20 protein-coding genes are annotated in these 25,233 nt (G+C 69.7%); 11 read left to right on the top strand and 9 right to left on the bottom strand.

Annotation, left to right across the window (positions count from 1 at the left end):
• Positions 1-9 precede the first annotated feature (9 nt).
• From HNR40_RS00955 to HNR40_RS00945, 3 genes are all read left to right on the top strand, one after another.
• On the top strand, positions 10-1,422 hold the full coding sequence (locus tag HNR40_RS00955) for an LVIVD repeat-containing protein (protein WP_184957740.1): 1,413 nt from the start codon (positions 10-12) through the stop codon (positions 1,420-1,422).
• A gap of 22 nt (positions 1,423-1,444) precedes the next feature.
• Entirely contained in the window at positions 1,445-2,827 is a 1,383-nt protein-coding gene (locus tag HNR40_RS00950) for an LVIVD repeat-containing protein (protein ID WP_184959322.1), read from the top strand.
• 304 nt (positions 2,828-3,131) lie between these two features.
• The gene (locus HNR40_RS00945) at positions 3,132-4,433 is read left to right on the top strand and encodes an LVIVD repeat-containing protein (protein WP_184959321.1); all 1,302 of its coding nucleotides are present in this window, start codon (positions 3,132-3,134) and stop codon (positions 4,431-4,433) included.
• Here the strand turns inward: HNR40_RS00945 and HNR40_RS00940 are convergent.
• Positions 4,430-5,572, bottom strand: coding sequence for an RDD family protein (locus HNR40_RS00940; protein WP_184957739.1), 1,143 nt, complete (start codon positions 5,570-5,572; stop codon positions 4,430-4,432). The two genes, HNR40_RS00945 and HNR40_RS00940, sit on opposite strands and share 4 nt — an antisense overlap.
• A 30-nt stretch (positions 5,573-5,602) precedes the next feature.
• Between HNR40_RS00940 and HNR40_RS00935 the strand changes: the two genes are divergently transcribed.
• Positions 5,603-6,595, top strand: a complete 993-nt coding sequence (locus HNR40_RS00935; RefSeq protein WP_184957738.1) for a stage II sporulation protein M — start codon at positions 5,603-5,605, stop codon at positions 6,593-6,595.
• 19 nt (positions 6,596-6,614) lie between these two features.
• On the opposite strand, the gene HNR40_RS00930 is transcribed toward HNR40_RS00935, so the two are convergent.
• The 5 genes from HNR40_RS00930 to HNR40_RS00910 are packed head-to-tail and all read right to left on the bottom strand — an operon-like array spanning position 6,615 to position 11,985.
• Positions 6,615-7,994: a DUF58 domain-containing protein gene (locus HNR40_RS00930; protein WP_184957737.1), complete on the bottom strand. Its 1,380-nt coding sequence runs from the start codon at positions 7,992-7,994 to the stop codon at positions 6,615-6,617.
• Positions 7,994-8,980: an AAA family ATPase gene (locus HNR40_RS00925; RefSeq protein WP_184957736.1), complete on the bottom strand. Its 987-nt coding sequence runs from the start codon at positions 8,978-8,980 to the stop codon at positions 7,994-7,996. The genes HNR40_RS00930 and HNR40_RS00925 overlap by 1 nt, the downstream gene beginning before the upstream one ends.
• Positions 8,970-10,109 (bottom strand): DUF4350 domain-containing protein, encoded by a 1,140-nt coding sequence (locus HNR40_RS00920; protein ID WP_184957735.1) that lies wholly within the window; start codon positions 10,107-10,109, stop codon positions 8,970-8,972. The genes HNR40_RS00925 and HNR40_RS00920 overlap by 11 nt, the downstream gene beginning before the upstream one ends.
• Positions 10,106-10,711, bottom strand: coding sequence for a DUF4129 domain-containing protein (locus tag HNR40_RS00915; protein WP_184957734.1), 606 nt, complete (start codon positions 10,709-10,711; stop codon positions 10,106-10,108). The genes HNR40_RS00920 and HNR40_RS00915 overlap by 4 nt, the downstream gene beginning before the upstream one ends.
• Complete coding sequence (locus HNR40_RS00910; RefSeq protein WP_246508275.1) at positions 10,708-11,985, bottom strand: DUF7847 domain-containing protein; 1,278 nt, start codon at positions 11,983-11,985, stop codon at positions 10,708-10,710. The genes HNR40_RS00915 and HNR40_RS00910 overlap by 4 nt, the downstream gene beginning before the upstream one ends.
• A 271-nt stretch (positions 11,986-12,256) precedes the next feature.
• On the opposite strand from HNR40_RS00910, the gene mtrA reads away from it, so the two are divergent.
• From mtrA to HNR40_RS00880, 6 genes are all read left to right on the top strand, one after another.
• Complete coding sequence (gene mtrA / locus HNR40_RS00905; RefSeq protein ID WP_043620615.1) at positions 12,257-12,934, top strand: MtrAB system response regulator MtrA; 678 nt, start codon at positions 12,257-12,259, stop codon at positions 12,932-12,934.
• Between the two features lie 19 nt (positions 12,935-12,953).
• The gene (mtrB, locus tag HNR40_RS00900; RefSeq protein WP_184957733.1) at positions 12,954-14,693 is read left to right on the top strand and encodes an MtrAB system histidine kinase MtrB; all 1,740 of its coding nucleotides are present in this window, start codon (positions 12,954-12,956) and stop codon (positions 14,691-14,693) included.
• Positions 14,683-16,362 (top strand): LpqB family beta-propeller domain-containing protein, encoded by a 1,680-nt coding sequence (locus HNR40_RS00895; protein WP_184957732.1) that lies wholly within the window; start codon positions 14,683-14,685, stop codon positions 16,360-16,362. Before mtrB ends, HNR40_RS00895 begins: the two co-directional genes overlap by 11 nt.
• A 102-nt stretch (positions 16,363-16,464) precedes the next feature.
• A complete protein-coding gene (locus tag HNR40_RS00890) occupies positions 16,465-17,145 on the top strand; it encodes a ComF family protein (RefSeq protein ID WP_184957731.1) in 681 nt (226 codons plus the stop codon).
• Between the two features lie 630 nt (positions 17,146-17,775).
• The gene (hpf, locus tag HNR40_RS00885; protein WP_184957730.1) at positions 17,776-18,438 is read left to right on the top strand and encodes a ribosome hibernation-promoting factor, HPF/YfiA family; all 663 of its coding nucleotides are present in this window, start codon (positions 17,776-17,778) and stop codon (positions 18,436-18,438) included.
• A 374-nt stretch (positions 18,439-18,812) separates the two neighbouring features.
• The gene (locus HNR40_RS00880) at positions 18,813-19,514 is read left to right on the top strand and encodes a response regulator (RefSeq protein ID WP_184957729.1); all 702 of its coding nucleotides are present in this window, start codon (positions 18,813-18,815) and stop codon (positions 19,512-19,514) included.
• A 623-nt stretch (positions 19,515-20,137) separates the two neighbouring features.
• Here the strand turns inward: HNR40_RS00880 and HNR40_RS00875 are convergent.
• Together HNR40_RS00875 and HNR40_RS00870 are read right to left on the bottom strand one after the other, a co-directional pair.
• Complete coding sequence (locus HNR40_RS00875; RefSeq protein WP_184957728.1) at positions 20,138-21,316, bottom strand: winged helix-turn-helix domain-containing protein; 1,179 nt, start codon at positions 21,314-21,316, stop codon at positions 20,138-20,140.
• 108 nt (positions 21,317-21,424) lie between these two features.
• Positions 21,425-21,667 carry an HGxxPAAW family protein gene (locus HNR40_RS00870; RefSeq protein WP_184957727.1) on the bottom strand — a complete coding sequence of 81 codons (243 nt, stop codon included), beginning with the start codon at positions 21,665-21,667 and terminating at the stop codon, positions 21,425-21,427.
• A 228-nt stretch (positions 21,668-21,895) separates the two neighbouring features.
• On the opposite strand from HNR40_RS00870, the gene secA reads away from it, so the two are divergent.
• Positions 21,896-24,685 (top strand): preprotein translocase subunit SecA, encoded by a 2,790-nt coding sequence (secA, locus tag HNR40_RS00865; RefSeq protein WP_184957726.1) that lies wholly within the window; start codon positions 21,896-21,898, stop codon positions 24,683-24,685.
• Positions 24,686-24,775: 90 nt separating this feature from the next.
• Here secA and HNR40_RS00860 read toward each other — a convergent pair whose 3' ends face one another.
• Complete coding sequence (locus tag HNR40_RS00860) at positions 24,776-25,195, bottom strand: Rv3235 family protein (protein WP_312896136.1); 420 nt, start codon at positions 25,193-25,195, stop codon at positions 24,776-24,778.
• Positions 25,196-25,233 lie beyond the last annotated feature (38 nt).

Genomic DNA, 25,233 nt, shown 5'->3' with positions numbered 1-25,233 from the left:
GAGGACTGAGTGTTATCCCCCCGCAGGGCCCTCATCGTGCTCGGTGCCGCCATCGCCCTGGTCGGAGGTGTGCTGCCCGCTCAGGCGGCCGACATCCCCGCCCCCGGTGAGGTGGTCATGAGCGACAACATGCGGCAGGTCACGAACGTGCCGAAGCCCGCCGCGCTCGCAGACATCCACACCGACATGGCCTTCCAGGACAACTACGCCTACGTCGGCAACTACTACGGCTTCTCCATCTACGACATCCGGCGGCCCTCGCGGACGTCGCTGGTCAGCACCGTGATCTGCCCGGGCGGCCAGATGGACGTCTCCGTCTACGGTGACCTGCTCTTCGCCGCCGTCGACTCCTCCCGCAACGACGACTCCTGCAACAGCACCGGACAGAGTGCGACGATCAAGGAGTCCTGGGAAGGCGTCCGGATCTTCGACATCAGCGACAAGCGCAACCCCAAGTACATCAAGTCGGTCGAGACGAACTGCGGCTCGCACACGCTGAGCCTCGTGCCCGGTAAGGGCCACGACCGCCGGCGCAACCTCTACGTGTACGTCTCCTCCTACAGCCCCCGGGCCGACTTCCCGGACTGCGGCGTACCGCACGACAAGATCTCCATCATCAAGGTGCCCCTGCGTAACCCGACGGCCGCCGCGGTCGCCGCCACGCCGGTGCTCTTCCCCGACGGCGGCAACCCCGGGCTTCCGCTGCCCTACCCGGACGGCAAGTCGGCCACCAGCGGCTGCCACGACATCACCGCTTACGCCGAGAAGGACATCGCGGCCGGCGCCTGTATGGGCGAAGGCATCCTGATGGACATCTCCGACCGCCTCAACCCCAGGGTCACCGCCACCGTCCGTGACGACGTCAACTTCGCGTTCTGGCACTCGGCGACCTTCAACAACCGGGGCGACAAGGTCGTCTTCACCGACGAGCTCGGCGGCGGCTCCCGCGCCACCTGCAACGCCACCATCGCCAACACCCGCGGGGCCAACGCCTACTACGACATCCGCAGGGGCCAGTTCCAGTTCAAGAGCTACTTCAAGATCCCGCGCCCGCAGGCGGACACGGAGAACTGCGTCGCCCACAACGGCTCGCTCATCCCGGTCAAGGGCAAGGACATCATGGTCCAGGCCTGGTACCAGGGCGGCATCTCGATCGTCGACTTCACCGACTCGGCCCGCCCGAAGGAGATCGGCTGGTACGAGCGCGGCCCCGACAACACCGCCCCCGCGCTGTCCGGCGGCTTCTGGTCGGCCTACTACTACAACGGCTACATCTACGGCTCCGACTTCAACCTCGGGCTCGACGTGCTGTCGATCGACGACCGGCGCACCGACCGGGCGAAGCACGTGCGCCTGGACAGCCTGAACCCCCAGACCCAGGCCTCTTACCCCGACCGTGGTCACGGTCACGACCACGACTGACCAGGAGGACTCTCTCTTGCTGTTGTCCAAGTCACGGCGCTTCCTCGTCGCGGCCGGTGCCGCCGTCGCCTTAACGGCGACGGCGCTGCCCGCGGCCGCCAACGACATCCCACCGGTCGACACGGTGGTGACCAGCCCGAACGTTCAGCACGTGCTCAACGTGCCGAAGCCGGCACCGATCGCCGCCACCATCAACACCGACATCGCCTTCCAGGGCAACTACGCCTACGTCGGCAACTACGGCGGCTTCTCCATCTACGACATCAGCAACCCGAAGCGGACCAAGGTCGTCAGCTCGGTCGTCTGCCCCGGTGCCCAGATGGACGTCTCCGTCTACGGCGACCTGCTCTTCGCCGCCGTCGACTCCTCCCGCAACAACGACTCCTGCAGCAGCACCGGCCAGAGCGCCACGATCAAGGAGTCCTGGGAAGGCGTCCGCATCTTCGACGTCAGCGACAAGGCCAACCCCAAGTACATCAAGTCGGTCGAGACGAACTGCGGTTCGCACACGCTGACGCTGGTGCCGGGCAAGGGCCACGACCGCCGGCGCAACCTGTACGTGTACGTCTCGTCGTACCTGCCCGCGGCGAACTTCCCCGACTGCGCGCCGCCGCACGACAAGATCTCGATCATCAAGGTCCCGCTGCGCGACCCGACGGCCGCCGCGGTCGCCGCCACGCCGGTCGTCTTCCCCGACGGCGGCAACGAGACCCAGCCCGGCCTGCTGGTGCCCACCAGCGGCTGCCACGACATCACCGCCTACGCGGAGAAGGACATCGCGGCCGGCGCCTGCATGGGTGACGGCGTGTTGTTCGACATCCGCGACCGGCTCAACCCGAAGGTGACCGCCAGGACCACCGACCCGAACTTCGCGTTCTGGCACTCGGCGACGTTCACCAACGACGCCAGGAAGGTCGTCTTCACCGACGAGCTCGGCGGCGGCGGCGCGGCCACCTGCAACGAGGCGACCGGCCCGACCCGCGGCGCCAACGCCTACTACGACATCCGCAGGGGCAAGCTGCAGTTCCGCAGCTACTTCAAGATCCCCCGCCACCAGGCGGACAGCGAGAACTGCGTGGCACACAACGGCTCGCTCATCCCGGTCAAGGGCAAGGACATCATGGTCCAGGCCTGGTACCAGGGCGGCGTCTCGTTCGTGGACTTCACGGACATCTCGCGGCCGCGTGAGTTCGGCTACTTCGAGCGGGGCCCGGCCAGCCAGGGTGGCGGCGGCATCTGGTCGGCGTACTACTACAACGGCTACATCTACGCGGCCGACTTCCACAACGGCCTCGACGTGCTCAAGGTCAACGACCCGCTGGTCCGCGGCGCCGACCGCGTCCGCACCGACCGCCTCAACGTCCAAACCCAGCAGTCCTATCCAGATTGGGGCTGGGACCACTAACGCTTTTGTCTCGCCGAACCCAAGGCTCGCCCCCACGCTTTTTGTGGGGGCGAGCTTTTTCTTCCGGGGTTCTCGACCATGCCGATGCGCGGCTTCTCGTCGTGGGTGGCTTTTCCGTCACGGCCTTCCATCCCCTACGGCAAGCCGCCCCACCGCCACCCGCCGCCGTGGGCCGGCGCCGATCGTGGGGGTCGCTTCTCACGTCGGACGGGGTCGGACGCCGTAACGGTCAAGATTGCTGACATAGTGGGACATCAGGTGATCAGGGGAGGTCTGTGTGGTGTCCAGAGTCGGCAGGGTCCTGATGTCCGCGGTGGCCGGGCTGGCGCTGCTGGGAGCGGTGCCCGCCCACGCCGCCGAGAAGCCCAAGACCAGTGCGAACGTCAAGCATGTGGCCAACGTGCCCAAGCAGGGGCCGTTCGCCGCTGAGGACGCTTACAACACTGACCTGGCGTTTCAGGGGCGGTATGCGTATCAGGGGAACTACAACGGCTTTACCGTCTACGACATTGGTGATCCGGCCAAGCCGAGGGTTGTGAGCCGGGTTTCGTGTCCCGGGGCGCAGAACGACGTGTCGGTTACCGGGAAGCTGTTGTTCCTTTCCGTGGACGAGTCGCGGTCCGGTGATTCCTGTGCCAGTGACTATGGGTCGCCTACGGACAAGGGTGCTTGGGAAGGCATCCGGATCTTCGACATCTCTGACAAGGCTCGGCCCAAGTACGTCAAGGCCGTGAAGACCGCCTGCGGGTCCCACACGCACACGCTGGTGCCGGACAAGAAGGGCAAGGCGGTCTACCTCTACGTGTCCTCTTATGGGCCTGGGGACATCCTCGCTGGATGTAAGCCGCCGCACGACAAGATCTCCATCGTCAAGGTGCCGCTGGACAAGCCCACCGCGGCCAAGGTCGTCGCCACGCCCGTGCTCTTCCCCGAGCAGTCCGGCGGGCCGACCACCTCCGGCTGCCACGACATCACCGTGTACCCGGCCAAGGACCTCGCCGCCGGCGCCTGCATGGGCGACGGGGTGCTGCTCGACATCGCCGACCGCGAGAAGCCCAAGGTCACCAACCGCGTCACCGACGAGAACTTCGCCTTCTGGCACTCGGCCACGTTCAACAACACGGGCACCAAGGTGTTCTTCACCGACGAGCTCGGCGGTGGCGCCGCGGGCGTCTGCGACAAGGCGACCGGGGCCGAGCGGGGGGCCGACGCCGTGTACGACATCTCCGGCGGGGAACTGGCCAGGCAGGCGTACTTCAAGATCCCCCGCAGCCAGGACAAGCGCCAGAACTGCGTCGCCCACAACGGCTCGCTCATCCCGGTCAAGGGCAAGGACATCATGGTCCAGGCCTGGTACCAGGGCGGCGTCTCGTTCGTGGACTTCACCGACCCGGCCAAGCCGCAGGAGATCGGCTTCTTCGAGCGGCCGCCGTTCAAGGGGCGTGACATCGCGGGCTCCTGGTCGGCGTACTACTACAACGGATACGTCTACAGCAGCGACATCCAGAAGGGCCTGGACGTGCTGCGCATCGACGACCCGCGCACCGACCCGGCCAAGAAGGTGAAGCTCAAGGTGCTCAACACCCAGACCCAGTACGGCTACTAGGCGGGCGGCGCGAACCCGCCGGGCGTGACGCCGGGCGGCTCCTCCGGCCTGCTGTAGTCGGGCAGCGCCGCGGGCCGCCGGTCCACCCCGGGGCCCGCCTGCCCGTTCCAGGGTTGTGCCACCGGTTGCTGGGGCCCCGGGTAAGCGGGTTGCTGAGGCGCCGGAAAGGTCGGGCCCGGCTGCCACCCTGAGCTGGGCGTGGGTTGGGCCGGCTGTTGCCCGGGTGCCTGCTGTCCCGGAAGTGCCCAAGGGTTCGGTGAGACGGGTCCCGGGGCGCGCGGTGGTGGCGGCGGCGCCTGCCAGGGCTGGGGCCGGGGTGCGGGTGGTTGCTGCTGCTGGGCCCATCGACCCGGTGGTGCCGGTGCGGGCTGGGGCCATGTGGTTGGAGGGCGGGTGTGGCGGGCGAGCCGTATCTCCTCGCGGCGGCGGCGCTCGGCCAGGACGGCGCTCAGGTACGCGTGCGGCGGCGCGCCCCCGGGGGCGGCGGGCGAGACGTAGGACGCGACCTGGTTGGCGATCCGCACCCCCATCTCATGCTGTACGGCGGGCGCGAGGTCGTACCAGCGCGACAGGTACTGCCGGGCGGCCGCGGCCACCTCGTCGGGCAGCTGGGACAGCTCCAGCGTCGTGGCCCAGGCGGCCAGCGGCGGCGGCATCACGATCGCCTGGGCGGTGTCGCGCGGCGCTCGCTCCGAGATCACGATCGTCCCGGCGAACACGTCGCCGAGCCGCTTGCCGCGCTGTGAGACCAGCGACGAGATCAGGGCCGGGGCGCCGGAGAACATCCAGAACTCCATCACCCCCGCCAGCCCCCGCATCAACGCCTGCCGGAACCGCTCGGGGCTGCCGTCGTCACCCACCACCCGCAGGCCGAGCGCCATCTTGCCCAGGCTGCGTCCGCGCGTGGCCGTCTCGAAGATGACGGGGTAGCCGACGATCACCAGCACGACCATGACGATGTTGGCCGCGGCGAACAACGCGGTGTCGCTGATGCCCGCGAAGTTGATCAGCAGGACGGCGAACCCGATCATCAGGACGCCCTGGACCAGCATGTCGATCACGACCGCGACGGCCCGCGAGGGCATCTGCGCCACGCGTACTTCGACGACGACGGCGTCTCCCGTCACAACCTCGGACATACCGGGAGCCTAGTCGGTGACAATGGTCGGGTGGATATCGACGCGTTCATCGCCGCACACCGTCCCACCTGGGATCGGCTGGAGCATCTGGTCAAGCACCGCGGCCGGCTGACCGGGGCGGAGGTGGACGAGCTCGTCGAGCTGTACCAGCGGGTGTCGACGCACCTGTCCATCGTCCGCTCGGCCTCGACCGACGCGATGCTGACCGGCCGCCTGTCCGCCCTGGTGGCGCGGGCGCGCTCGGCGGTGACGGGGGCGCACGTGCCGGCGTGGCGGGAGTTCGCCCGCTTCTTCACGGTGTCGTTCCCCGTCGTGGCCTATCGGGCGCGGTGGTGGTGGCTGGGGGCGACGGTGGCGTTCGTCGCCGTGGCGTGGGCGATGGGCGCGTGGGTGGCCGACAACCCCGAGGTACAGCGCGCGATCGCCACACCGGAGGAGATCACCCAGCTCGTCGAGCACGACTTCGCCGACTACTACTCGGAGAACCCGGCCGCGTCCTTCGCCAGCCGGGTGTGGATCAACAACGCGTGGGTGGCCGCGCTGATGCTCATCGGCGCCATCTTCATGGGCCTGCCGATCCCGTACTTCTTGTTCCAGAACGCCGCCAACGTCGCCGTCTCCGGCGGGCTCATGGCTTCCCGCGGCAAGCTCGACATCTTCTTCGGCCTGATCACCCCGCACGGCCTGCTGGAGCTGACGGCGGTCTTCCTGGCCGCGGCGGTGGGACTGAAACTGGGCTGGACGGTCATCGACCCGGGCCCCAGGAGGCGTGCCGAGGCGCTGGCCGAGCAGGGCAGGGCGGTGATGAGCGTGGCGATGGGCCTGGTCGTGGTGCTGTTCGTGTCCGGCCTGATCGAAGCCTTCGTCACCCCGTCCGGCCTGCCGACCTGGGCCCGGATCGCCATCGGCGTCCTGGCGGAGGCCGCCTTCCTGGCCTACGTGGTCTACTACGGCCGCCGGGCCGTACGCGCCCAGGAGACCGGCGATGTGGAACGCGCACCCGACCTCGCCCCCACGGCCTGACCTCAGGTTCAGACGCGGCTCAGAGGCGGCCGGCGGCCTTCAGAGCGAGGTAGGCGTCGGCCAGGGCGGGGGCGATGTCCTCGGGGGCCGCGTCCACGACCTCCACCCCGTGGCGGCGCAGCCTCGCGGTGATCCGGCGGCGTTCGATTCGGGTGTATTCGGCGGCCGCGGCGTCGTAGACCTCTTCCGCCGTGTCCTTTCGGCCTGCCATGTCGGCCACCGCCGGGTCGGACACTCCGGCCACCAGGACCAGGTGGCGCGAGGACAACTGGGGCAGGACCGGCATCAGGCCCTCGTCCAGCGCCGACGCGTTCAGGTCGGTCAGCAGGACCACGAGGCAGCGGCGCTTCGCGCGGGACAGGATGTTGGCCACCATGCCGGGGGAGTCCGCCTCGATCAGCTCGGCCTCGATGGGGGCCATGGCGTTGACGAGCGCGGTGAGCAGTTCGGTGCGGGAGGCGCCGGAGACCCAGGCGCGCACCGCGCGGTCGTAGGCCAGGAAGTCGACGCGGTCGCCGGCGCGGGCGGCCAGGGCGGCCAGCAGCAGCGCGGCGTCCATCGACCAGTCCAGGCGGGGCCAGCCGGGGACCGGGCGGGCCTGGTCCGTGGGGGCGAGCGACTCCAGGGGCGCTCTGCCGGTGTCGCCGGTCAGCGGGACCGGGGCGGCGCCCACGCGGCCCGCCGACGTGCGGCCGGTGTCCAGGACGATGAGGACCCTGCGGTCGCGTTCCGGACGCCACGTGCGCACGACCACGTCGTGGCGGCGGGCGCTGGCCCGCCAGTCGATGGAACGCACGTCGTCGCCGACCACGTACTCGCGCAGCGAGTCGAACTCGGTGCCCTGGCCGCGTACCAGCGCCGGGTGCTGGCCTTCGAGCTCGCGCAGCTTGGCCAGGCGCGAAGGCAGGTGCTTGCGGGACAGGAACGGCGGCAGCACGCGTACCGACCAGGGCACGCTGTGGGCGCCCTGCCTGGCGGCCAGGCCGAGCGGGCCGACGGAGCGGACCGTCACCGAGGCGGAGGCGCGGTCGCCGCGCCTGGTCGGGTTCAGCGTCACCACCAGGCGGCGGCGTTCGCCCGCGGGCACGTCCAGCTTCAGCTCGCGCGGGGCGGCTCCGGCCGAGGGCGGCCAGGCGTCTCTGAGCACGCCCCGGACCGTGCGGGGGCCGGGGTTCTCCACGGTCAGCTCGACGGTGCCGGTCTGGCCGAGCCGTACCAGATTGTCGCCTGAGCGGTGGAAGCGCAGCGTGCGCACGGAGCCCGCGAGCACGAGGTCGGCGGTGATCGCGGCGGCCAGCACGAGCAGCCAGCCGAGCAGCGCGAACGCGGGCTCGGGCGCGAGCAGCACCACCACGATCCCCACCGCCGCGACCAGCGCGGCCCGCCCCGTGAGAGCCATCAGCGCGGAACCGGGACCGACGCCAGGATGCCGTCGAGCAGGCCGTCGGCGGTCGCGCCCTCCAGCTCGGCCTCCGGCCGCAACTGAATGCGGTGGCGCAGCGCCGGACGGGCCAGCGCCTTGACGTCGTCGGGAGTCACGTACGGCCGGCCGGACAGCCACGCCCACGCCCGCGCGGCGGCCAGCAGCGCGGTGGCGCCACGCGGCGAGACGCCGAGCTGCAGCGACGGCGAGGTTCGGGTGGCCCGGCCGACGTCGACGATGTAGCCGAGCACCTCGGGCGCCACGTGCACCTTCGCGACGGCCTCGCGGCCCGCGGCGAGGTCGTCGGCGGTGGCGACCGGCTTGATCTCCGACAGGTCGCGCGGGTCGAAGCCGTTGGCGTGGCGCTGGAGCACCGCGATCTCCTGGTCGCGCGGCGGCAGCGGCACGGTCAGCTTCAGCAGGAACCGGTCGAGCTGGGCCTCGGGGAGCTGGTAGGTGCCCTCGTACTCGACGGGGTTCTGGGTCGCGCACACCACGAAAGGGTCGGGCAGCATGCGCGCGCTGCCCTCGACGCTGACCTGCCGCTCCTCCATCGCCTCCAGCAGCGCGGCCTGCGTCTTCGGCGGCGTGCGGTTGATCTCGTCGGCGAGCATGAGGTTGGTGAAGACCGGTCCCTCGCGGAACTCGAACTCGGCGGTCTTCGCGTCGTAGATCAGCGACCCGGTCACGTCGCCCGGCATCAGGTCGGGGGTGAACTGCACCCGCTTGAAGTCCAGGGCCAGCGCCGACGACAGCGTACGCACCATCAGGGTCTTGGCGACGCCCGGCACGCCTTCGAGCAGCACGTGCCCGCGGCACAGCAGCGCGATGACCAGCCCCGTCACCACCGCGTCCTGGCCGACCACGGCCTTGGACACCTCGGCACGCAGCGCGCCCAGCGCTTCCCTGGCCGAGTCGCCCCGGGCGGTGGCGGCGACGCGCGTCGTCTCCTCAGTGTTCACGCACGATCCTTTCGATGAATTCCAAGTATCGGGCCAGGGCGACGAGCCCGGCGTCGTCGGCGGGCGGCGGGCCGTAGAGCGCGCCGCCGACCTGATGCGCGTCCTGCCCCGTCCGTACGGCGACCGCCGCCACGACCTCGTGCTGACCGGCGCCGGGCGCGAGCCCGACCCGCGGCGTCAGCCGGTCGATCGTCCCGGCCCTGAGCACGGCGGCGGCCCGCTCCCTGGCCCGCCTGGCCCGGTAGAGGCGGCCACGGCCCTCGACGGTCTCGGCCGCACGCACCACGACGGGCAGCTTCTCGGCGACCACGGGCCCGAGCCTGCGCCCGCGCCAGTAGGCGGTGACGAGCACGGCCAGGCAGGCGGCGAGCACCGCCCACGGCACGGTGGCGGGCATCAGCTCGCCCAGCGACTTGCCGCCGGGCCCGGCCAGGCTGCCGGTCGGCGGCTGGTCGGGACGTACCAGCCAGGTGACGGCCGGCTTGGTTCCGAGCAGGTTGAGCGCGAGCGCGGCGTTGCCGTCCTCGGCCAGGTACTGGTTGGTCATGAACGTGCCGTCGCCGAGCACGGTGACCGTGCCGCCCTCGCCGGGCGCCTGGACCAGCGCCGAGCCCTTCTCGCCCGGATAACAGCCGTTGGCGCCCCTGAACAGCTCGCCGCCCAGGTAGGCGCTGCCCGCGGCCCTGGCGGCCGGCAGGTCGCACTCGGGCTCTCGTGAGCGCACCCGGGCCGACTCCGACTCGGGCGTGATGGTGGGAGCCAGCACGCCGAGCCCGTCCAGGCCGCCGACGATCACCCGGTCGCCCTGGAGCTGGGCGAGCTGGTCGAGTTGCTGCCAGTCGAAGTAGGCGGTGTGGGTGACGAGCAGGAGTCTGCCCTCGCCCTTGGCGAGCGCGGCCTCGATCGAGTCGACCCTGTCGACGGTGACGCCGCGCTTGCGCAGCAGTTCGGCCAGCGCCTTCGAGCCTTCCAGCGAGGTGTCGGCCGGGTCGAGGCGGCGTGCCTCGCGCGCGCCGGGCGCGAGGGCCACGCCGATGATCGCGGTCACCGCGACGAGCGCGCCGAGCACGATCCAGAACCGGCCGGCCCGCCACAGCGAACCCGTGGTGGGCGAGGTGCTCACGCTCATGCCAGCACCGGCTTCGCCGCCTGGAGCCGCTGGTCCAGGGAGGTCATCGCCTCGTAGGCGGCCGGGGTGCCCGGCACGTCGCCGTAGGTGACGTCGTCGAAGGAGCGCGCCGCCGCGGCCAGTTCGCCGGCGAACGGGGGCAGCGCGGCCCCGGCCTCGGCGGCCAGTTCGTCGGCGGTACGGCCGGGCATGCCGTTCACCAGCGCGCGCTCCTCAAGGTCACGGGCGATGGCGCGCAGGCGTTCCTGGAGCGCCTCGCTCCAGTGCTGCTCGGCGGCCAATTGCTCGGCGATGGCGCGGTGCTCGGCGGCGGTCAGCGTGCGGTCGTCGAAGACGAGGCCGGCGCCGGGGGCGTTGCGCCGGGACGTCTTGCGCAGCCGCCAGACGACCAGGGCGGCGACGCCGAGGATGATCAGCCCGATGAGGATCGCCGCGATGACGCCGCCCGCGGCGCCGCCGCCCGTCGCGGCGTCCAGCAGGTCGCCGATGAACTGCTGGACCACGCGGGTGACGCGGGCGAGCAGCCCCTCCTTGTCGTACTCGGGTCTGAGCAGCTCCTCCGCGGCGCGCCGTCGCGCCTCGTCCCGGCCTATCGGGGTCACGACCGGGCGGCGTTCGACGGGTGCCAGAGCTCGTCAGCGGAGGAGTGCACCCACCCCTGTCGCTGCTGTTCGATCGCCGCGGTCTGCAGGACCAGGTCGAAGGCCTCGCTGCGCATCCTGCGGTCGGCGTAGAGCAGACCGGCGACCGCCGCCTGGAACGGGTAGACGATCATCGAGGCCAGCGTGGAGCCGATCGCGATCAGGACGGCGCTGATCGCGATCACGCCGACGCCGTCGGCGCCCGTCACGCCGAGCAGTTGCGCGGCGAAGGAGAAGGGAATGCTCAGCACGCTGCTGACCAGGTAGGCCAGGATCCCGGTCAGGAGCAGGATGCCGAGCACGCGCCAGAAGTCGCCGGAGACGAGCCGCCACGAGCGCTTCATGGCCTCGACCGGCCCGCGGCCCTCCAGCACCACGATGGGCGCCGCGAAGGCGAACCTGGCGTTGAAGAACAACGCGTAGGCGGCGTACAGCAGGAGCATCAGGAGGCCCAGCCCGATCAGGCCGAACGCGCCTTCCGCCGAGCTGGTGTTCAGGCCGAGGATGACGAACAGCGCCACCAGCGGCACGACCGGCGCCAGCATCACGAGACCGACCAGCGCCACGACGCCGAACAGCGCCAGGATCCTGCCCTTGACCAGGTTCCACGCCTCGCCGGGCGTGATCTTCCCGCCGAAGACGGAGCGGCCGAGGATGCGGGTCAGGATGCCGGTGAGCACGGTGGTCACGATGAAGCCGACGACCGCGGAGATGAGGATGCCGCTGTAGCCGGCGACGACGGTGCCGATCATCCCGCCGCTGCTGATGCTCTCCGGGTCGCGGCTGAGCGTGCTCAGCTGGCCGTTCATCACCGCGGTGGCGATCGCCACCGGCACCGAGGCCAGGGCGGCGGCCAGCGCCGACATGCCGAGGATGGCCTTCGGGTTGGAGCGGATGAACTTGATGGAGCCGTCGAGTATGTCGCCGAGCCCCAGCGGGCGCAGCGGGATGATGCCGGGCCGCAGGTGCTGCGGCGGCGGCATGTGGCCGTATCCGGGCGGAGGCGGCAGCTGCTGGTACGGCTGCGCTCCGGGAGGCGGCGGGGGAGGAGGAGGCTGTTGCCGCGCGCCGTAGGGCGGGGGCGGGGGCGGCTGCTCACCGTACGGCTGGCCGTAGGAGACCGGCTGCGGCCCGGATCCGGGCGCGGTCCATGGGGAAGCCGGCGGCGCGCCGTAGGGTGGGGGCTGCTCGGCCGACCATCCTGGTGGCCGCTCGGGCGAAGGACCGTCTGACATATCCCAATCCTGGCATGGTGGGCGACTCATTGGGGTCACGCGGTCGTTTCGCCCGGCTGAACTGCCCCTGCATTCCAGGGTGTTTCCGGTCCGGGCAGAACGTCAGGGATAGCCGAAAGTCGGCCCGTTACCGCAGACTGAGAAGGTGGACGCCGCTGCAAGTCTAAAATTCGGCTTTTGATGTGCTGGAGTCACACCCATGAGCTGGGCAAGGGTAACCTACAGCAATCATGCGGGTATGTCCCACAATGCGTAGAACGAATGAGGGGCCATGAAAGGTCGCGTGCTGGTCGTCGACGACGACGCCGCTCTCGCCGAGATGCTTGGCATCGTGTTGCGCGGAGAAGGCTTCGAACCATCCTTTGTCTCTGACGGCGACAAGGCCCTCGACGCGTTCCGGGATACACGCCCGGACCTGGTTCTGCTCGACCTGATGCTGCCGGGGGCGGATGGCATCGACGTCGCGCGCAGGATCAGGGCGGAGTCGGGGGTTCCGATCGTGATGCTCACCGCCAAGAGCGACACGATCGACGTCGTGCTCGGACTCGAGTCCGGAGCCGACGACTACATCGTCAAGCCGTTCAAGCCGAAGGAACTCGTGGCTCGGGTACGCGCGCGGCTGCGCCGTACCGACGAGCCGACCCCCGAGATCCTGCAGATCGGCGACATCACCATCGACGTGGCAGGCCACTCCGTCAAGCGCGGCGAGGAGACCATCAACCTCACGCCGCTGGAGTTCGACCTGCTCGTCGCGCTGGCGCGCAAGCCGCGCCAGGTCTTCACCCGCGAGGTCCTGCTCGAGCAGGTCTGGGGCTACCGGCACGCGGCCGACACCCGTCTGGTCAACGTGCACGTCCAGCGGCTGCGGGCCAAGATCGAGAAGGACCCCGAGCACCCGGAGATCGTGGTGACCGTCCGCGGCGTGGGATACAAGGCGGGCCCGGCCTAGCGCCGGACCACCCCGAGCCATGCCCCCGACGACGAAGAAGGCCGGCCGCCGCCGTACGCTCCGCCAGATACTCGGCGGCGTACGGCGGCGGACCCGGCGTGCGGTGGGCAAGGTCCGGCGCGTCTGGCGCCGCTCACTCCAGCTCCAGGTGGTCACCAGCACGCTGGTGATCTCCATGACGGTGGTGGCGGTGCTGGGCGCGTTCCTGTTCCAGGAGATCAACGAAAGCGTCGTCAACGGACGCGCCCGCGCCGCGATGAACGAGGCGCTCAGCGACCGCACCCAGATCCTCGCCGCCCTCGCGCAGAAGCAGCCCGAGGACGCCAAAGCCGGAGAAGCCGGCAAGAAGCAGCCGCCCCACCCGCTCGACCAGGTGCTCAACGCCATCGCCGGCGTCAGCGAGAACGCCCCGCGCCTGCGCTACGACCTGCTCGTGCTCAACCCCCACGAGCCCGGCAGATCCCGCGCCATCGGCAACGTCAACCCCGCCGACATCCCGCTCCAGCTCAGCGAATACCTCGATCGCGACGTCAAGCGGCAGAAGTTCGACCAGCCCCACTCGTGGCTGACCACCATCCCGGTCAAGGGCGAGCCCCGACCCACCCTGGCCACCGGCGTCGTGATCAGCGTCCCCGGCGACACCGGAATCCAGAACTACGAGCTCTACCACTTCTTCCCGCTCACGCAGGAGGTGGAGATGCTCACCTCGGTGCGCCAGCTGCTTGTCGTCGTGGGCGTGGGACTCGTGCTCCTGCTCGCCGCCATCGCCTACCTGGTCGCCCGTCAGGTCGTCACTCCGGTACGGCTGGCCCGCCAGGCCGCCGAGCGCCTCGCCTCGGGAAAGCTCGACGAACGGCTGAAGGTGCGCGGCGAGGACGACCTGGCCCGCCTGGCCACCTCCTTCAACGAGATGGCGGCCAACCTCGCGCTGAAGATCCACCAGCTGGAGGAGCTCTCGCAGGTCCAGCGGCAGTTCGTCTCCGACGTCTCGCACGAGCTGCGCACCCCGCTGACCACCGTGCGCATGGCCGCCGACCTGCTCTACGACGCCCGCGAGGACTTCGACCCGATGGCCTCGCGCTCGGCCGAGCTCATGCAGGCCCAGCTCGAACGCTTCGAGTCGATGCTGGCCGACCTGCTGGAGATCAGCCGCTACGACGCCGGCGCCGCCACGCTCGACCTCGACTCCACCGACGTGCGCGACGTCGTCCTGCGCGCCATCGCCGACTCCGAGGCGCTGGCCGAACGGCACTCCACCCGCTTCGAGCTGCGGTTGCCCAGCGAGCCCTGCATGGCCGAGATCGACAGCCGCCGGGTCGAGCGGATCCTGCGCAACCTGCTGTTCAACGCCATCGAGCACGGCGAGGGCAAGGAGATCGTGGTGTCGGTGGGGGCCGACAGGGACTCGGTGGCGGTAGCCGTACGGGATCATGGGGTTGGTCTGAAGCCCGGCGAGGACAACATGGTCTTCGACCGCTTCTGGCGGGCCGACCCCTCGCGGGCCAGGACCATCGGCGGCACCGGGCTCGGCCTGGCCATCTCGCGCGAGGACGCCACGCTGCACGGCGGCTGGCTGCAGGCGTGGGGGCAGCCGGGCGACGGCTCGCAGTTCCGGCTGACGCTGCCCAGGGCCGCCGGGCTCGACCTGAAGGGCTCGCCGCTGTCGCTGGTGCCGCCCGAGGTGGAGATGCGCCGCACCTGGCGCGGCCACATGACGCCGGTGCTCACCCCGGCCACGGGGGATCTCCATGACGAGTAGCAGACGGGCCCTGGCCGCGGTGCTGACACTCGCGTTCGTGCTGTCGTGCGGCTGCGCGGTCATCCCGGTGGGCAGCCCGACCGCGGCGGAGGAGGCGGTGGGCGGGGACCTGACCAAGCCGTTCGTGCGCATGATCGTCTCACCGCCCAGGAACGACTGGACGCCGCGGAAGGTCGTCGAGGGGATGCTGGCCGCCATGGCCGCCTATCCCGACGACCCCACGACGCTCCTGCAGTACATGACGCAGAAGGCACGCAACGCCTGGCGTCCCGTGGGGCCGATCACCGTGATCGACGAACCCACGTTCAAGGAGGACAACGGGGCGGTACAACTCACCACCAACAAGATCGCGCGCATCGAGGACGACGACCGGTACGTGTCCGACGGGGAGAAGCTGGCCCGGACCTTCTACCTCAAGAAGGAGGCCGGCGGCTGGCGCGTCGACAGCGGGCTGGAGAACGGCCTGATGATGCGGGCCAGTGACGTCGACCGGGCCTACCGCCCCACGCTGCTCTACTACCTCAACGGCGCGCAGAAGCCGGACGGGCTGCTGGTCGCCGACGCGGTCCACCTGCGGCTCAAGCCGGGCGAGAACCTCGCGGAGACCATCATCGAGCGGCTGCTCAAGGGACCGAGCAGCGCGCTGCGCGGCGCCGTCGGCACCGCGCTGACCGGCAACGTCGGCGTGGACTCCGTCACCGCCACCGACGACAAGGTCGTCATCAGCCTCAGCGGCGCGCCCGCCCTGGCCGACACCGACGCCTTCAAGGCCCAGCTCCGCGCCAGCCTGGAGAAGGTCACCGCGGCACAGCCCATCGACGTGCTGCACAACGGCGAGCCGTACATCCTCGGCATCCAGCCCAACGACGCCCAGGCCTGGTATCCGTCCGCGAAGAGCCCCTCCTACTACACCACCGGCGGCGCGGTGCACTACACCAGCCCCGAGGGCGCGGGCAACGCGGTCAACGGCCAGGCGGGCAAGCCCAACGGCTACGTCGGCCAGGCCCTTTCCAAGGACGGTGACGAGGTCGCCGCGGTGGGCGCCGACGGCATCTACGTCGCCCCGGTCAGCCCGAACGGCGAATGGCAGCGGGTCATGGAAGGCCGGCTCACCTCGCCCTCCTGGCATCGCGACGGGTCGCTGTGGGCGTTCGAGAAGGGCTCGGGCGCCGTGCTGCGCCGCGACCCCGGCGGCGCGCCGACGCGGGTGGCGGCGCCGGACCTCGACGGCAAGGACGTCACAGAGCTGCGGATCTCGCGCGACGGGGTACGCGTGGCCGCCGGGGTGGGCGGCAAGGAAGTGCGCGTGGGGGCCATTACCGGAGGCAGCCTCGGGCTGATGCTCGGCAACTTCCAGCGACTTTTGACGGTCCGCCAGGGCGAGACGGTCAAGGACATCGCCTGGCGCGACGGCGAGCACCTGCTCGTGCTGGTCTCGGGCAAGGCGGGGCAGACGCTCATGGAGATCGACGTCGGCGACGGGGAGACGGCCACGCTGACCTCGGACAAGCGCCTCGACTCGATCGCGGCGCTGGGGCCGCAGATCATGGCGGGGACCCTGGACGAGGCGACCGGCGGCCCGGCGGAGATCCTGGAGTTCAAGGACCAGCAGGGGTGGGTCACCAAGGTCAAGGAGACCTCGCAGGAGCCGATCTTCCCGCTGGGATGAGGCTTGGAACCGGGGCCCGCGAACTGTCGGTGAGGCGCGGCATGCTGTGCGTCATGTTGACGGCGACGAGAACTGTCGGTGACGCCCGGCATGCTGTGCGTCATGTTGACGGCATTGCTCGACGTGCTGGCGCCGCAGGTCTGCCTGGGATGCGGTCTGGCCCATATGGGGCGGGTGTGCGATCGGTGCCTGGCCGGGTGGGTCGGCTCGGTGGGGTCGCGGATGCCGGTCCCGGTGCCCGCCGGGCTGCCCCTCTGCTGGTCGGCGGGTGACTACTCGGGGTCGCTGCGGGAGGCGGTCCTGGCCTACAAGGAGCGTGGACAGACCGGGCTGGCGGCGCCGCTGGGGGAGGTGCTGGCGTACACGGCTGTCACGGCTTTGGACGCGCTGGGCGGGCCTCGTGGGGGTGTCGTGGTCGTGCCGGTGCCGAGTGCGCGGCGGGCCGTACGGGGGCGTGGGCACGATCCGGTGGGGCGGCTGGGCGCCCTTGCCGCCTCGATGATGCGGGCGGCCGGAGTGCGGGCCGCGCTGGTTCCGGCGCTGGCGCAGGCGCGGCGGGTGGCCGACCAGGCGGGCCTGAGCGCCACGGAGCGGGCCGCCAATCTCCGGTCGTCTCTCAGGGTCACCGGTCGGCTGCGCGGCGCTCCAGGGGCCTCTGCGGTCCTTGTGGACGACATCGTGACCACCGGCGCCACGCTGGCCGAGGCAGCGCGGGCATTGCGGTCGGCGGGGGCGGAGGTGGTGGCGGCCGTGACGATCGCCGCGACACGCCGAAGATCTTGAAACGCTTTACCATCACGCTCGGTGAGAACCTGTGTCAGTGGCCCGTCTCACCTCGGGGCCACATCTCCGTTGCCTCGTCGGCGCGCTCTGGCAGCTCACCCCTCTGGAGGGGTGCGTCCATAAGGGATACGGCCCCACCAAAAGGGGCATCTCATGGCTCTTGTAAGGCGGGAGAAAATCACGGAAAGTGATCCTTTGGCCGATCCTCCGGCTGACATTCCTTCCCGATGCGGATAGCGTTCTGACATGGCACCCGTTCGGGTCCGTGGTTGCGCAGAGCCGGGGCTCCCGGCTCTGCTAGCCGATGCCAGCCGCAGGCAAAACGGTCCACGTAAGGCGACTTTTTGTCGACTGATCACGGTGCGGCTTAGGGGTAAGTCCTGCCTTCCCGAGGGTCCAGATGTCCCTCGTCAGGAGAGAAGGGCAGTAGTGGCAGCAGAGCTGCGAAACCCTCAGCAGGCGAATGTGGGGTCGAAAACCAGGTCGGCCGGGCGGGTGCCATACACCGAGTTCCCGGTAACGAATCGTCGGAAGAGGGTAACGGTGACAGAAAGGCAGACAGAAGGCCCCGCCCGGCAGGCACGTCGTCGGGTGCTCTTTCTCAGTCGTTAGACGAAGGGGGGCTGTTGCATGGACATCATCGTCAAGGGCCGGCACACAGGAGTGAGTGACCGGTTCCGCGACTTGGTGACGACCAAGCTGGCCAGGATCGAGCGTCTGGACAACAAGCTCATTCGAGTCGATGTGGAGGTGTCGAAGGAGCGCAATCCGCGCATCACCGACCAGCGTGAGCGCGTCGAGCTGACCATTCACTCCCGAGGCCCGGCCATCCGCGCCGAGGCGTCGGCCGACGACCGATTCGCCGCCCTCGACATCGCACTCGACAAACTGGAAGGCCGCCTCAGGAGGCTGGCCGACCGCCGTAAGGTCCACCACGGCAACCACGCCATCCCCTCGGTGGCAGAGCTGACCGCGACCCTCGGCGACGTCGCCGAACCGGCGCCGCGGAAGGCCAAGGTGGTCCCCGAACAGGCAGAACCCGAACTGGACGACCTGCCTGACGACAAGCAGTACGACGACATCGTCCCCATCGAAATGGACGGCGACGGTCCGCTCATCGTCCGGGAGAAGAATCACAAAGCGGAACCCATGACCATCGACCAGGCCCTCCTCGAGATGGAGCTGGTCGGCCACGACTTCTACCTGTTCCGTGACAAGGAGAGTGGTCAGCCGAGCGTCGTGTACAACCGGCGCGGCTACAACTACGGCGTGTTGAGGCTCGTCGAGCCCTGATCGCCGGATCAGAAGATCTTCTCGACCACCCTAGGACCGCGGCACCCGTGCCATCATTGGCGGTTCAACGGCTCTGGCCCCCCACGAGGAGGAGACGTGAGCGAGCGAAGCGTTCGCGGCTGCGAACTCCAAGCCCTCCGGCGAGGAGTTCCCATCGGCGAGCCCACGCGAAGCGACGACAACACCGTCGCGCGGCCGATCAGGGAGGCCGTGTGATCGAGCGGATCATCGACAGGGGCGCCGTGCGTGACATGCCGCGCGGCGCCCGTCACGGGCAGGACAGGCCGCACGCGGCGGTCGCGGAGCCGAAGGAGGCTCCGTGACCATGCGGGGCAGGCGAGGGTACTCGGCCGACGACCGGCTGAGGAGGCTCCGTGACTGACAGCGGCGAGACCCCCACGCCGGAGAGAGACGAGCCGATCCGCGTGCTGATCGTGGACGATCACGAGCTGATCAGGCGCAGTCTCGCGCTGGCACTGGCCGCTGAGGCCGACATCGAGGTCGTCGGAGAGGCGAGCGACGGGCAGGAGGCGGTCGAGATGGCCGACCGCCTCATGCCCGACGTCGCGCTCATGGACGTGCGGATGCCGCGCCAGGACGGCATCGAGGCCACCAAGGGCATCAAGGCCTCGGTCCCCAGCACGCGCATCATCATGCTGACCGTGAGCGACGAGGAAGAAGACCTCTTCGAGGCCATCAAGGCCGGAGCCACCGGCTACCTGCTGAAAGACGTCCAGATCAACGACGTCCCGGACGCCGTGCGCGGGGTGCACGAAGGCCAGTCCCTCATCAACCCCGCCATGGCCGCCAAACTCATCACCGAGTTCGCCAACATGAGCCGCAAGGAGGCCGAACGGCCACCCCAGCTCCCCGTCCCACGGCTGACCGAGCGCGAGATGGAAGTGCTGCGCCTGGTGGCCAAGGGCATGAACAACCGGGAGATCGCCAAGCAGCTCTTCATCTCGGAGAACACGGTGAAGAACCACGTCCGCAACATCCTGGACAAGCTGCAACTGCACTCGCGGATGGAGGCCGTGGTTTACGCGGTGCGCGAGCGCATGCTGGAAATCACCTGAGCTTCCACCCCGCCCAGCCACAGACCAGCTAGCCACAGACCAGGGGGATCGCTCCCACCCCGGGCCGCGATCCCCACCACCCACCCCAACATCGCCCCGCTGGCTTCACCGGCCCCACCCCCTTCACCACCGGCCCGACTCCCGACCTTGGCCACGGCCTCACCTCGGCCACGGCCTCACCTCTTCCACGGCTGGCCTCACCTCGACCACGGCCACGGCTTGAGCCCGGCCACACACGTGACCACCGGCCACATGCCAGGGTTGTGCCCAGCAGCCTGGTGGGACGTCTGCCGGGCATGGCGGCAATCCATGCGCCCGGCCACCCGTGTGACGCAGGCCTGGTCGCCAGGCCATCGGCGGTAGTCCTGTGTGGCCCCTTGGTCGCCCATCCGGCCTTCTGAGACGCCGCATGTGCTGTGTCAACGCGCTGCCCAGGGCGCCATCCGGGGAGCCCGTTCACCAGGGCCGGGTTCGACGGCATTCCCGGATCCCGCCTGCGGGATCGGGTGCCCGGTGCCGGTCCGCCGCGTCCGGGTGCGCGTGTTTGCGCCATCTCGGTGCCGCGTGACTTACCGGCATCCCGGTGGAGCTGTCTCGGGGGATGCCGGTGGGGAAGCGGGGTGTTAGGCGGGGGTGGTTTGGAGGTGGGTGGTTAGGGCCGGGTCGGCGCGTTCTATTCGGACTGTGTCGCAGCCGACCCAGGAGGCCGCCTCCCACAGTGCCTCGCGGACCGAGTCGGCCCACTTGGACACCGACAGGCCGGGTTCGAGGCTGATCTGGCGGGCCACGAAGGTGGTGCCCTCGCGGCCCGGGTCCACGCGGCCGATGAGTCTGCCTCCGGCCAGGATCGGCATGGTGAAGTAGCCGTGGACGCGCTTGTGCTTGGGGACGTAGAGCTCCAGCGTGTAGTCGAAGCCGAACACGCGTGACGTGCGCCCCCGGTGCCAGATGAGCGAGTCGAACGGGGAGATCGGCGTCGCGCGGTGGCGGCCGCGTGGGACGGATTCCAGGGCCACCGGGTCGGCCCAGGCCTTGGCGGGTTTGCCCTTCTGGGCCCAGCCGGGCACCTCTACCGGGACCAGTCCGGCTGCGCCGTTGGCCAGGGACTCCTCCAGGATCGAGCGGTGGTGGTTGCGCACGCGCAGGAAGTCGACGAGGTCGGTGGTGGTGGCCACTCCCAAGGAACGGCCGGCCACACCCGCCAGCCGTACGATGCACTCCTCGTCGGTGAGGTCCTGGGCGAGCAGGTCGGCGGGGACGGAGCGTTCGGCCAGGTCGTAGACGCGGCGCCAGCCGATGCGGCGGGTGCAGACGAGTTCGCCGATGTCGAGCAGCCACTCCAGGCCGATCTTGGACTCGGACCAGTCCCACCAGGCGCCGCCGTTCTTGGCGCCGCCGACGTCGGAGGTGGTGATGGGGCCGCTCCGCCGTACCTGATCGAGGAGCTTTTCCACGCCGTCGGGGACCTGGTGCCAGCGGAAGCGGCGCTCGCGGTACGCCCGGCGGCGGAAGGAGTAAAGCGGCCAGTGCTCGATGGGGAGGATGCAGGCGGCGTGGCACCAGTATTCGAAGCTCTGGGCCGGGTCGTGCCAGTAGGCGCGCTCGACCTTCTGCCTGCCCACCGCGCCCAGGCGGGCGTAGGCGACGAGCTCGTGGGAGCGGGCCAGCACCGAGACGGTGTCGAGCTGCACGGCGCCGAGTCTGCGGAGCACGGCGTGGGGGCCGCCCTTGCGGCCGTCGGAGCCCAGCAGGCCCTGGGCGCGCAGGATGATCCGGCGGGCGTCGTCGGCGGTCAGAAGCATGTCGGGAATGTTAACGGGGGGCACCGACAGAACGGGGCCGACGGAACGGGGGACCGACAGAACGGCGGGCACCGGCATGTTCGCCGAGCGCCCGCCGTCGTGGATGTCCTATCGGTGGTGTTCCGCTCGCATGCCGACCCGCGGCGCGTCGATGACGACGTCGGACATGATGTCGAACACGAGAGCGAGGATGGCGCCCACGACGACGAGGCCGATGCCGATCCAGATCATCAGCCAGCTCTCGACGGGCATGCCGACCCCGGCGACGATGAAGCCCGCGAGGGCGACCGTCACCGCGAGCCACGACGACGCGCGGCCGGCGTGATTGCCTAGGTTTTGTCCGCCTGACATGGCCTTGTCCTTCCTATGTTCTCCCGCCAGCCAGTCATTGGTGCGAGATCGGTCTACTTCGGCATACGCTCTGCCGAAACACCATTCTCCCAGAAGGGGGATGCGGGTGGCCCGTCGCATTGGCTGTGTCTGGTAGCGAGACCGCCTACGATGGCAACGGGGAAGTTTGTCTCGGCCTCTCCTCCTGGCGGCGCCGCCGGGGTAGACCTGCGAGGAGCTTTACATAAAGTGGCAGCCATTCTCGACAAGATCCTACGCGCCGGCGAAGGCAAGACCCTCCGCAAGCTGAAGCGCATCGCCGATCAGGTCCACTCCATCGAGGACGACTTCAGGAGTATGTCCGACGCGGAGCTGCGCGCGCTCACGGACGAGTACCGACAGCGCTACGCCGACGGCGAGTCCCTTGACGATCTGCTTCCCGAAGCGTTCGCGACCGTGCGCGAGGCCGCGAGGCGCGTTCTCGGCCAGCGTCACTTCGACGTGCAGATCATGGGTGGGGCGGCGCTCCACATGGGCAACATCGCGGAGATGAAGACCGGTGAGGGCAAGACCCTGACCTGTACTCTCCCGGCGTACCTCAACGCGATCAGCGGCAAGGGCGTTCACGTCATCACCGTGAACGACTACCTGGTGCGTGTCGGCGCCGAGAACATGGGCCGCATCTACCGCTTCCTGGGCCTCGACGTCGGCATGATCCTCTCGGGCCAGCAGCCCGACGAGCGGCGCAAGCAGTACGAGGCTGACATCACCTACGGCACCAACAACGAGTTCGGCTTCGACTACCTGCGCGACAACATGGCGTGGTCGCTGGACGAGTGCGTGCAGCGCGGCCACAACTTCGCCATCGTCGACGAGGTCGACTCCATCCTCATCGACGAGGCCCGTACGCCGCTGATCATCTCCGGCCCCGGCGAGCAGTCCGGCAAGTGGTACGCCGAGTTCGCCAAGATCGTTCCCAGGCTCCGCCGCGGCGTCGAGGCCAAGAACCAGGGCGAGGAGAGCACCGGCGACTACATCGTCGACGAGAAGAAGCGCACCGTCGGCATCCTCGAGGACGGCGTCGCCAAGGTCGAGGACTGGCTGGGCATCGACAACCTGTACAAGCCCGAGCACACGCACCTGATCGGCTTCCTGAACAACGCCCTGAAGGCCAAGGAGCTGTTCAAGAAGGACAAGGACTACATCGTCGCCGAGGGCGAGGTGCTCATCGTCGACGAGTTCACCGGCCGCATCCTGCACGGCCGGCGCTACAACGAGGGCATGCACCAGGCCATCGAGGCCAAGGAGAGCGTGAAGGTCAAGGACGAGAACCAGACGCTCGCCACCGTCACCCTCCAGAACTACTTCCGCCTCTACGAGAAGCTGTCCGGCATGACCGGCACCGCCGTCACCGAGGCCAACGAGTTCCACCAGACGTACAAGCTCGGCGTGGTCCCGATCCCGACCAACCGCCCGATGATCCGCAAGGACCAGGCGGACGTGGTCTACAAGACCGAGGACGCCAAGTTCGCCGCCGTGGTCGAGGACATCGTCGAGCGCAACAACGCCGGCCAGCCGGTCCTCATCGGCACCACCTCGGTGGAGAAGTCGGAGCGGCTGTCGAAGGCGCTCAAGCGCCGCGGCGTCCAGCACGAGGTGCTCAACGCGAAGAACCACGCGCGTGAGGCCGCGATCATCGCCGAGGCGGGCCGCAAGGGCGCCGTCACCGTCGCCACCAACATGGCCGGACGAGGCACCGACATCATGCTCGGCGGCAACTCCGAGTTCCGCGCCGACCTCGAGCTCCGCGCCAAGGGCCTCGACCCGGTCGAGACCGCGGAGGAATACGAGAAGGCCTGGCCCGAGGTCCTGGAGAAGACCAAGACCGCGGTGAAGGCGGAGCACGACGAGGTCACCGACCTGGGCGGCCTCTACGTCCTCGGCACCGAGCGCCACGAGTCGCGCCGCATCGACAACCAGCTGCGCGGTCGCGCCGGCCGCCAGGGCGACCCCGGCGAGTCCCGCTTCTACCTCTCGCTCGGCGACGACCTGATGCGCCTGTTCAACTCGGCCCGGGTCGAGATGATCATGACCAGGCTCAACATCCCCGACGACCAGCCGATCGAGTCGGGCATCGTCTCCAAGGCCATCGCCTCCGCCCAGCACCAGGTCGAGCAGCAGAACTTCGAGATCCGCAAGGAAGTTCTGAAGTACGACGAGGTCATGAACCGCCAGCGCAAGGTCATCTACGCCGAGCGCCACCGCGTCCTCGAAGGTGCCGACCTGCACGAGCAGGTGCGCGGCTTCATCGGGGAGGTCGTCGAAGGCTACGTGGCCGGCGCGACCGCGGAGGGCTTCGCCGAGGAGTGGGACCTCGACAAGCTGTGGAAGGCCTTCGGCGAGCTCTACCCGGTCTCGCTCAAGCTGGAGGACTTCATCGAGGAGGCGGGCGGCCGCGAGGAGGTCACCGCCGAGCTGATCACCGCGAAGGTCAAGGAGGACGCGCTCAACGCCTACGTCCGGCGCGAGGAGGAGCTCGGCGCCGAGGCGACCCGCGAGTTCGAGCGCCGCGTCATCCTGTCGGTCCTCGACCGCAAGTGGCGCGAGCACCTCTACGAGATGGACTACCTGCGCGAGGGCATCGGCATGCGGGCCTACGCGCAGAAGGACCCGCAGATCGAGTACCAGCGCGAGGGCTTCGAGATGTTCTCCGGGATGCTTGAGGGCATCAAGGAGGACTCGGTCGGCTTCCTCTTCAACATCGAGGTCGAGGTTCAGGAGAACCCGATCGTCGAGGAGGAGGACGAGATGATGGCGGAGACCCGCTCGATCATCGCGCGCGGCCTGCGCGGCCCCGAGCGTCCCACCGAGCTCGAATACTCCGCGCCCGGCGAGCAGGGCGAGGTCGAGCACACCAGGGTCCGCACGACCGCCGCCGAGCGCGCCGCCTACGGCAACGTCGAGCGCAACGCGCCGTGCCCGTGCGGCTCGGGCAAGAAGTTCAAGCGCTGCCACGGCGACCCCAAGAACGCCGCCTAGCGCACCGCGACAGGCCCCCGCTCCCCACCTCGGGCGCGGGGGCCTTTCCGTTTCCTTCTCTTCGGTACGGCGGGCGTCTGCGCTGCCCCGTCAGGCGGTCTCGAAGTCGGTGCACACCCACTGCACTCCCCGGCGCTCCAGGCGCACGGCCAGCACCCGGCTGCGGTCGCCGCCGTGCACCAGCAGGCACATCTCGATCGCCCCGTCCCGAGGCTCGTTGACGTGCGGCACCCCGACGAACGGCGGCCGCCCGGTCTCGATCATGCGCCCGGCCTGGAGCAGCTCGTTGTAGGCCCGCTCGGTGAACCGGTCGGCGAGGTTCTCGGCCGGTCGCCGCCCGGCCAGCACCTCGGCCAGCGCCTGCCCGAACAGCCGCAGCCGGCGCTCGTCCGGCAGCGCCCCGGCCGGGCCCCAGATGAACGGCTTGAGGGCCAGCGAGCCGTCGACGCGGGGCCGGTCGCCGTCGTAGGGCGGCTCGGGCAGCGGGAGGATGGCGATTTCCGGGGACACGGCGCTCCTTCAGGGGGTTGGATCGGCGTCGTAAGAAG

Origin of the sequence: Nonomuraea endophytica (genome assembly GCF_014203235.1) — a bacterium.
Taxonomy (GTDB): domain Bacteria; phylum Actinomycetota; class Actinomycetes; order Streptosporangiales; family Streptosporangiaceae; genus Nonomuraea; species Nonomuraea endophytica.
This window is presented reverse-complemented; position numbering and strand designations above follow the sequence as displayed.

Excerpts from the sequence above, each read along its gene's own strand:
- HNR40_RS00945 (WP_184959321.1), top strand. The coding sequence starts at position 3,132 with ATGTCCGCGGTGGCCGGGCTGGCGCTGCTGGGAGCGGTGCCCGCCCAC.
- HNR40_RS00895 (WP_184957732.1), top strand. The coding sequence starts at position 14,683 with ATGACGAGTAGCAGACGGGCCCTGGCCGCGGTGCTGACACTCGCGTTC.
- HNR40_RS00920 (WP_184957735.1), bottom strand. The coding sequence starts at position 10,109 with ATGAGCGTGAGCACCTCGCCCACCACGGGTTCGCTGTGGCGGGCCGGC.
- HNR40_RS00910 (WP_246508275.1), bottom strand. The coding sequence starts at position 11,985 with ATGTCAGACGGTCCTTCGCCCGAGCGGCCACCAGGATGGTCGGCCGAG.
- HNR40_RS00930 (WP_184957737.1), bottom strand. The coding sequence starts at position 7,994 with ATGGCTCTCACGGGGCGGGCCGCGCTGGTCGCGGCGGTGGGGATCGTG.
- HNR40_RS00875 (WP_184957728.1), bottom strand. The coding sequence starts at position 21,316 with ATGCTTCTGACCGCCGACGACGCCCGCCGGATCATCCTGCGCGCCCAG.
- HNR40_RS00870 (WP_184957727.1), bottom strand. The coding sequence starts at position 21,667 with ATGTCAGGCGGACAAAACCTAGGCAATCACGCCGGCCGCGCGTCGTCG.
- hpf (WP_184957730.1), top strand. The coding sequence starts at position 17,776 with ATGGACATCATCGTCAAGGGCCGGCACACAGGAGTGAGTGACCGGTTC.
- mtrB (WP_184957733.1), top strand. The coding sequence starts at position 12,954 with ATGCCCCCGACGACGAAGAAGGCCGGCCGCCGCCGTACGCTCCGCCAG.
- HNR40_RS00890 (WP_184957731.1), top strand. The coding sequence starts at position 16,465 with ATGTTGACGGCATTGCTCGACGTGCTGGCGCCGCAGGTCTGCCTGGGA.
- mtrA (WP_043620615.1), top strand. The coding sequence starts at position 12,257 with ATGAAAGGTCGCGTGCTGGTCGTCGACGACGACGCCGCTCTCGCCGAG.
- HNR40_RS00940 (WP_184957739.1), bottom strand. The coding sequence starts at position 5,572 with ATGTCCGAGGTTGTGACGGGAGACGCCGTCGTCGTCGAAGTACGCGTG.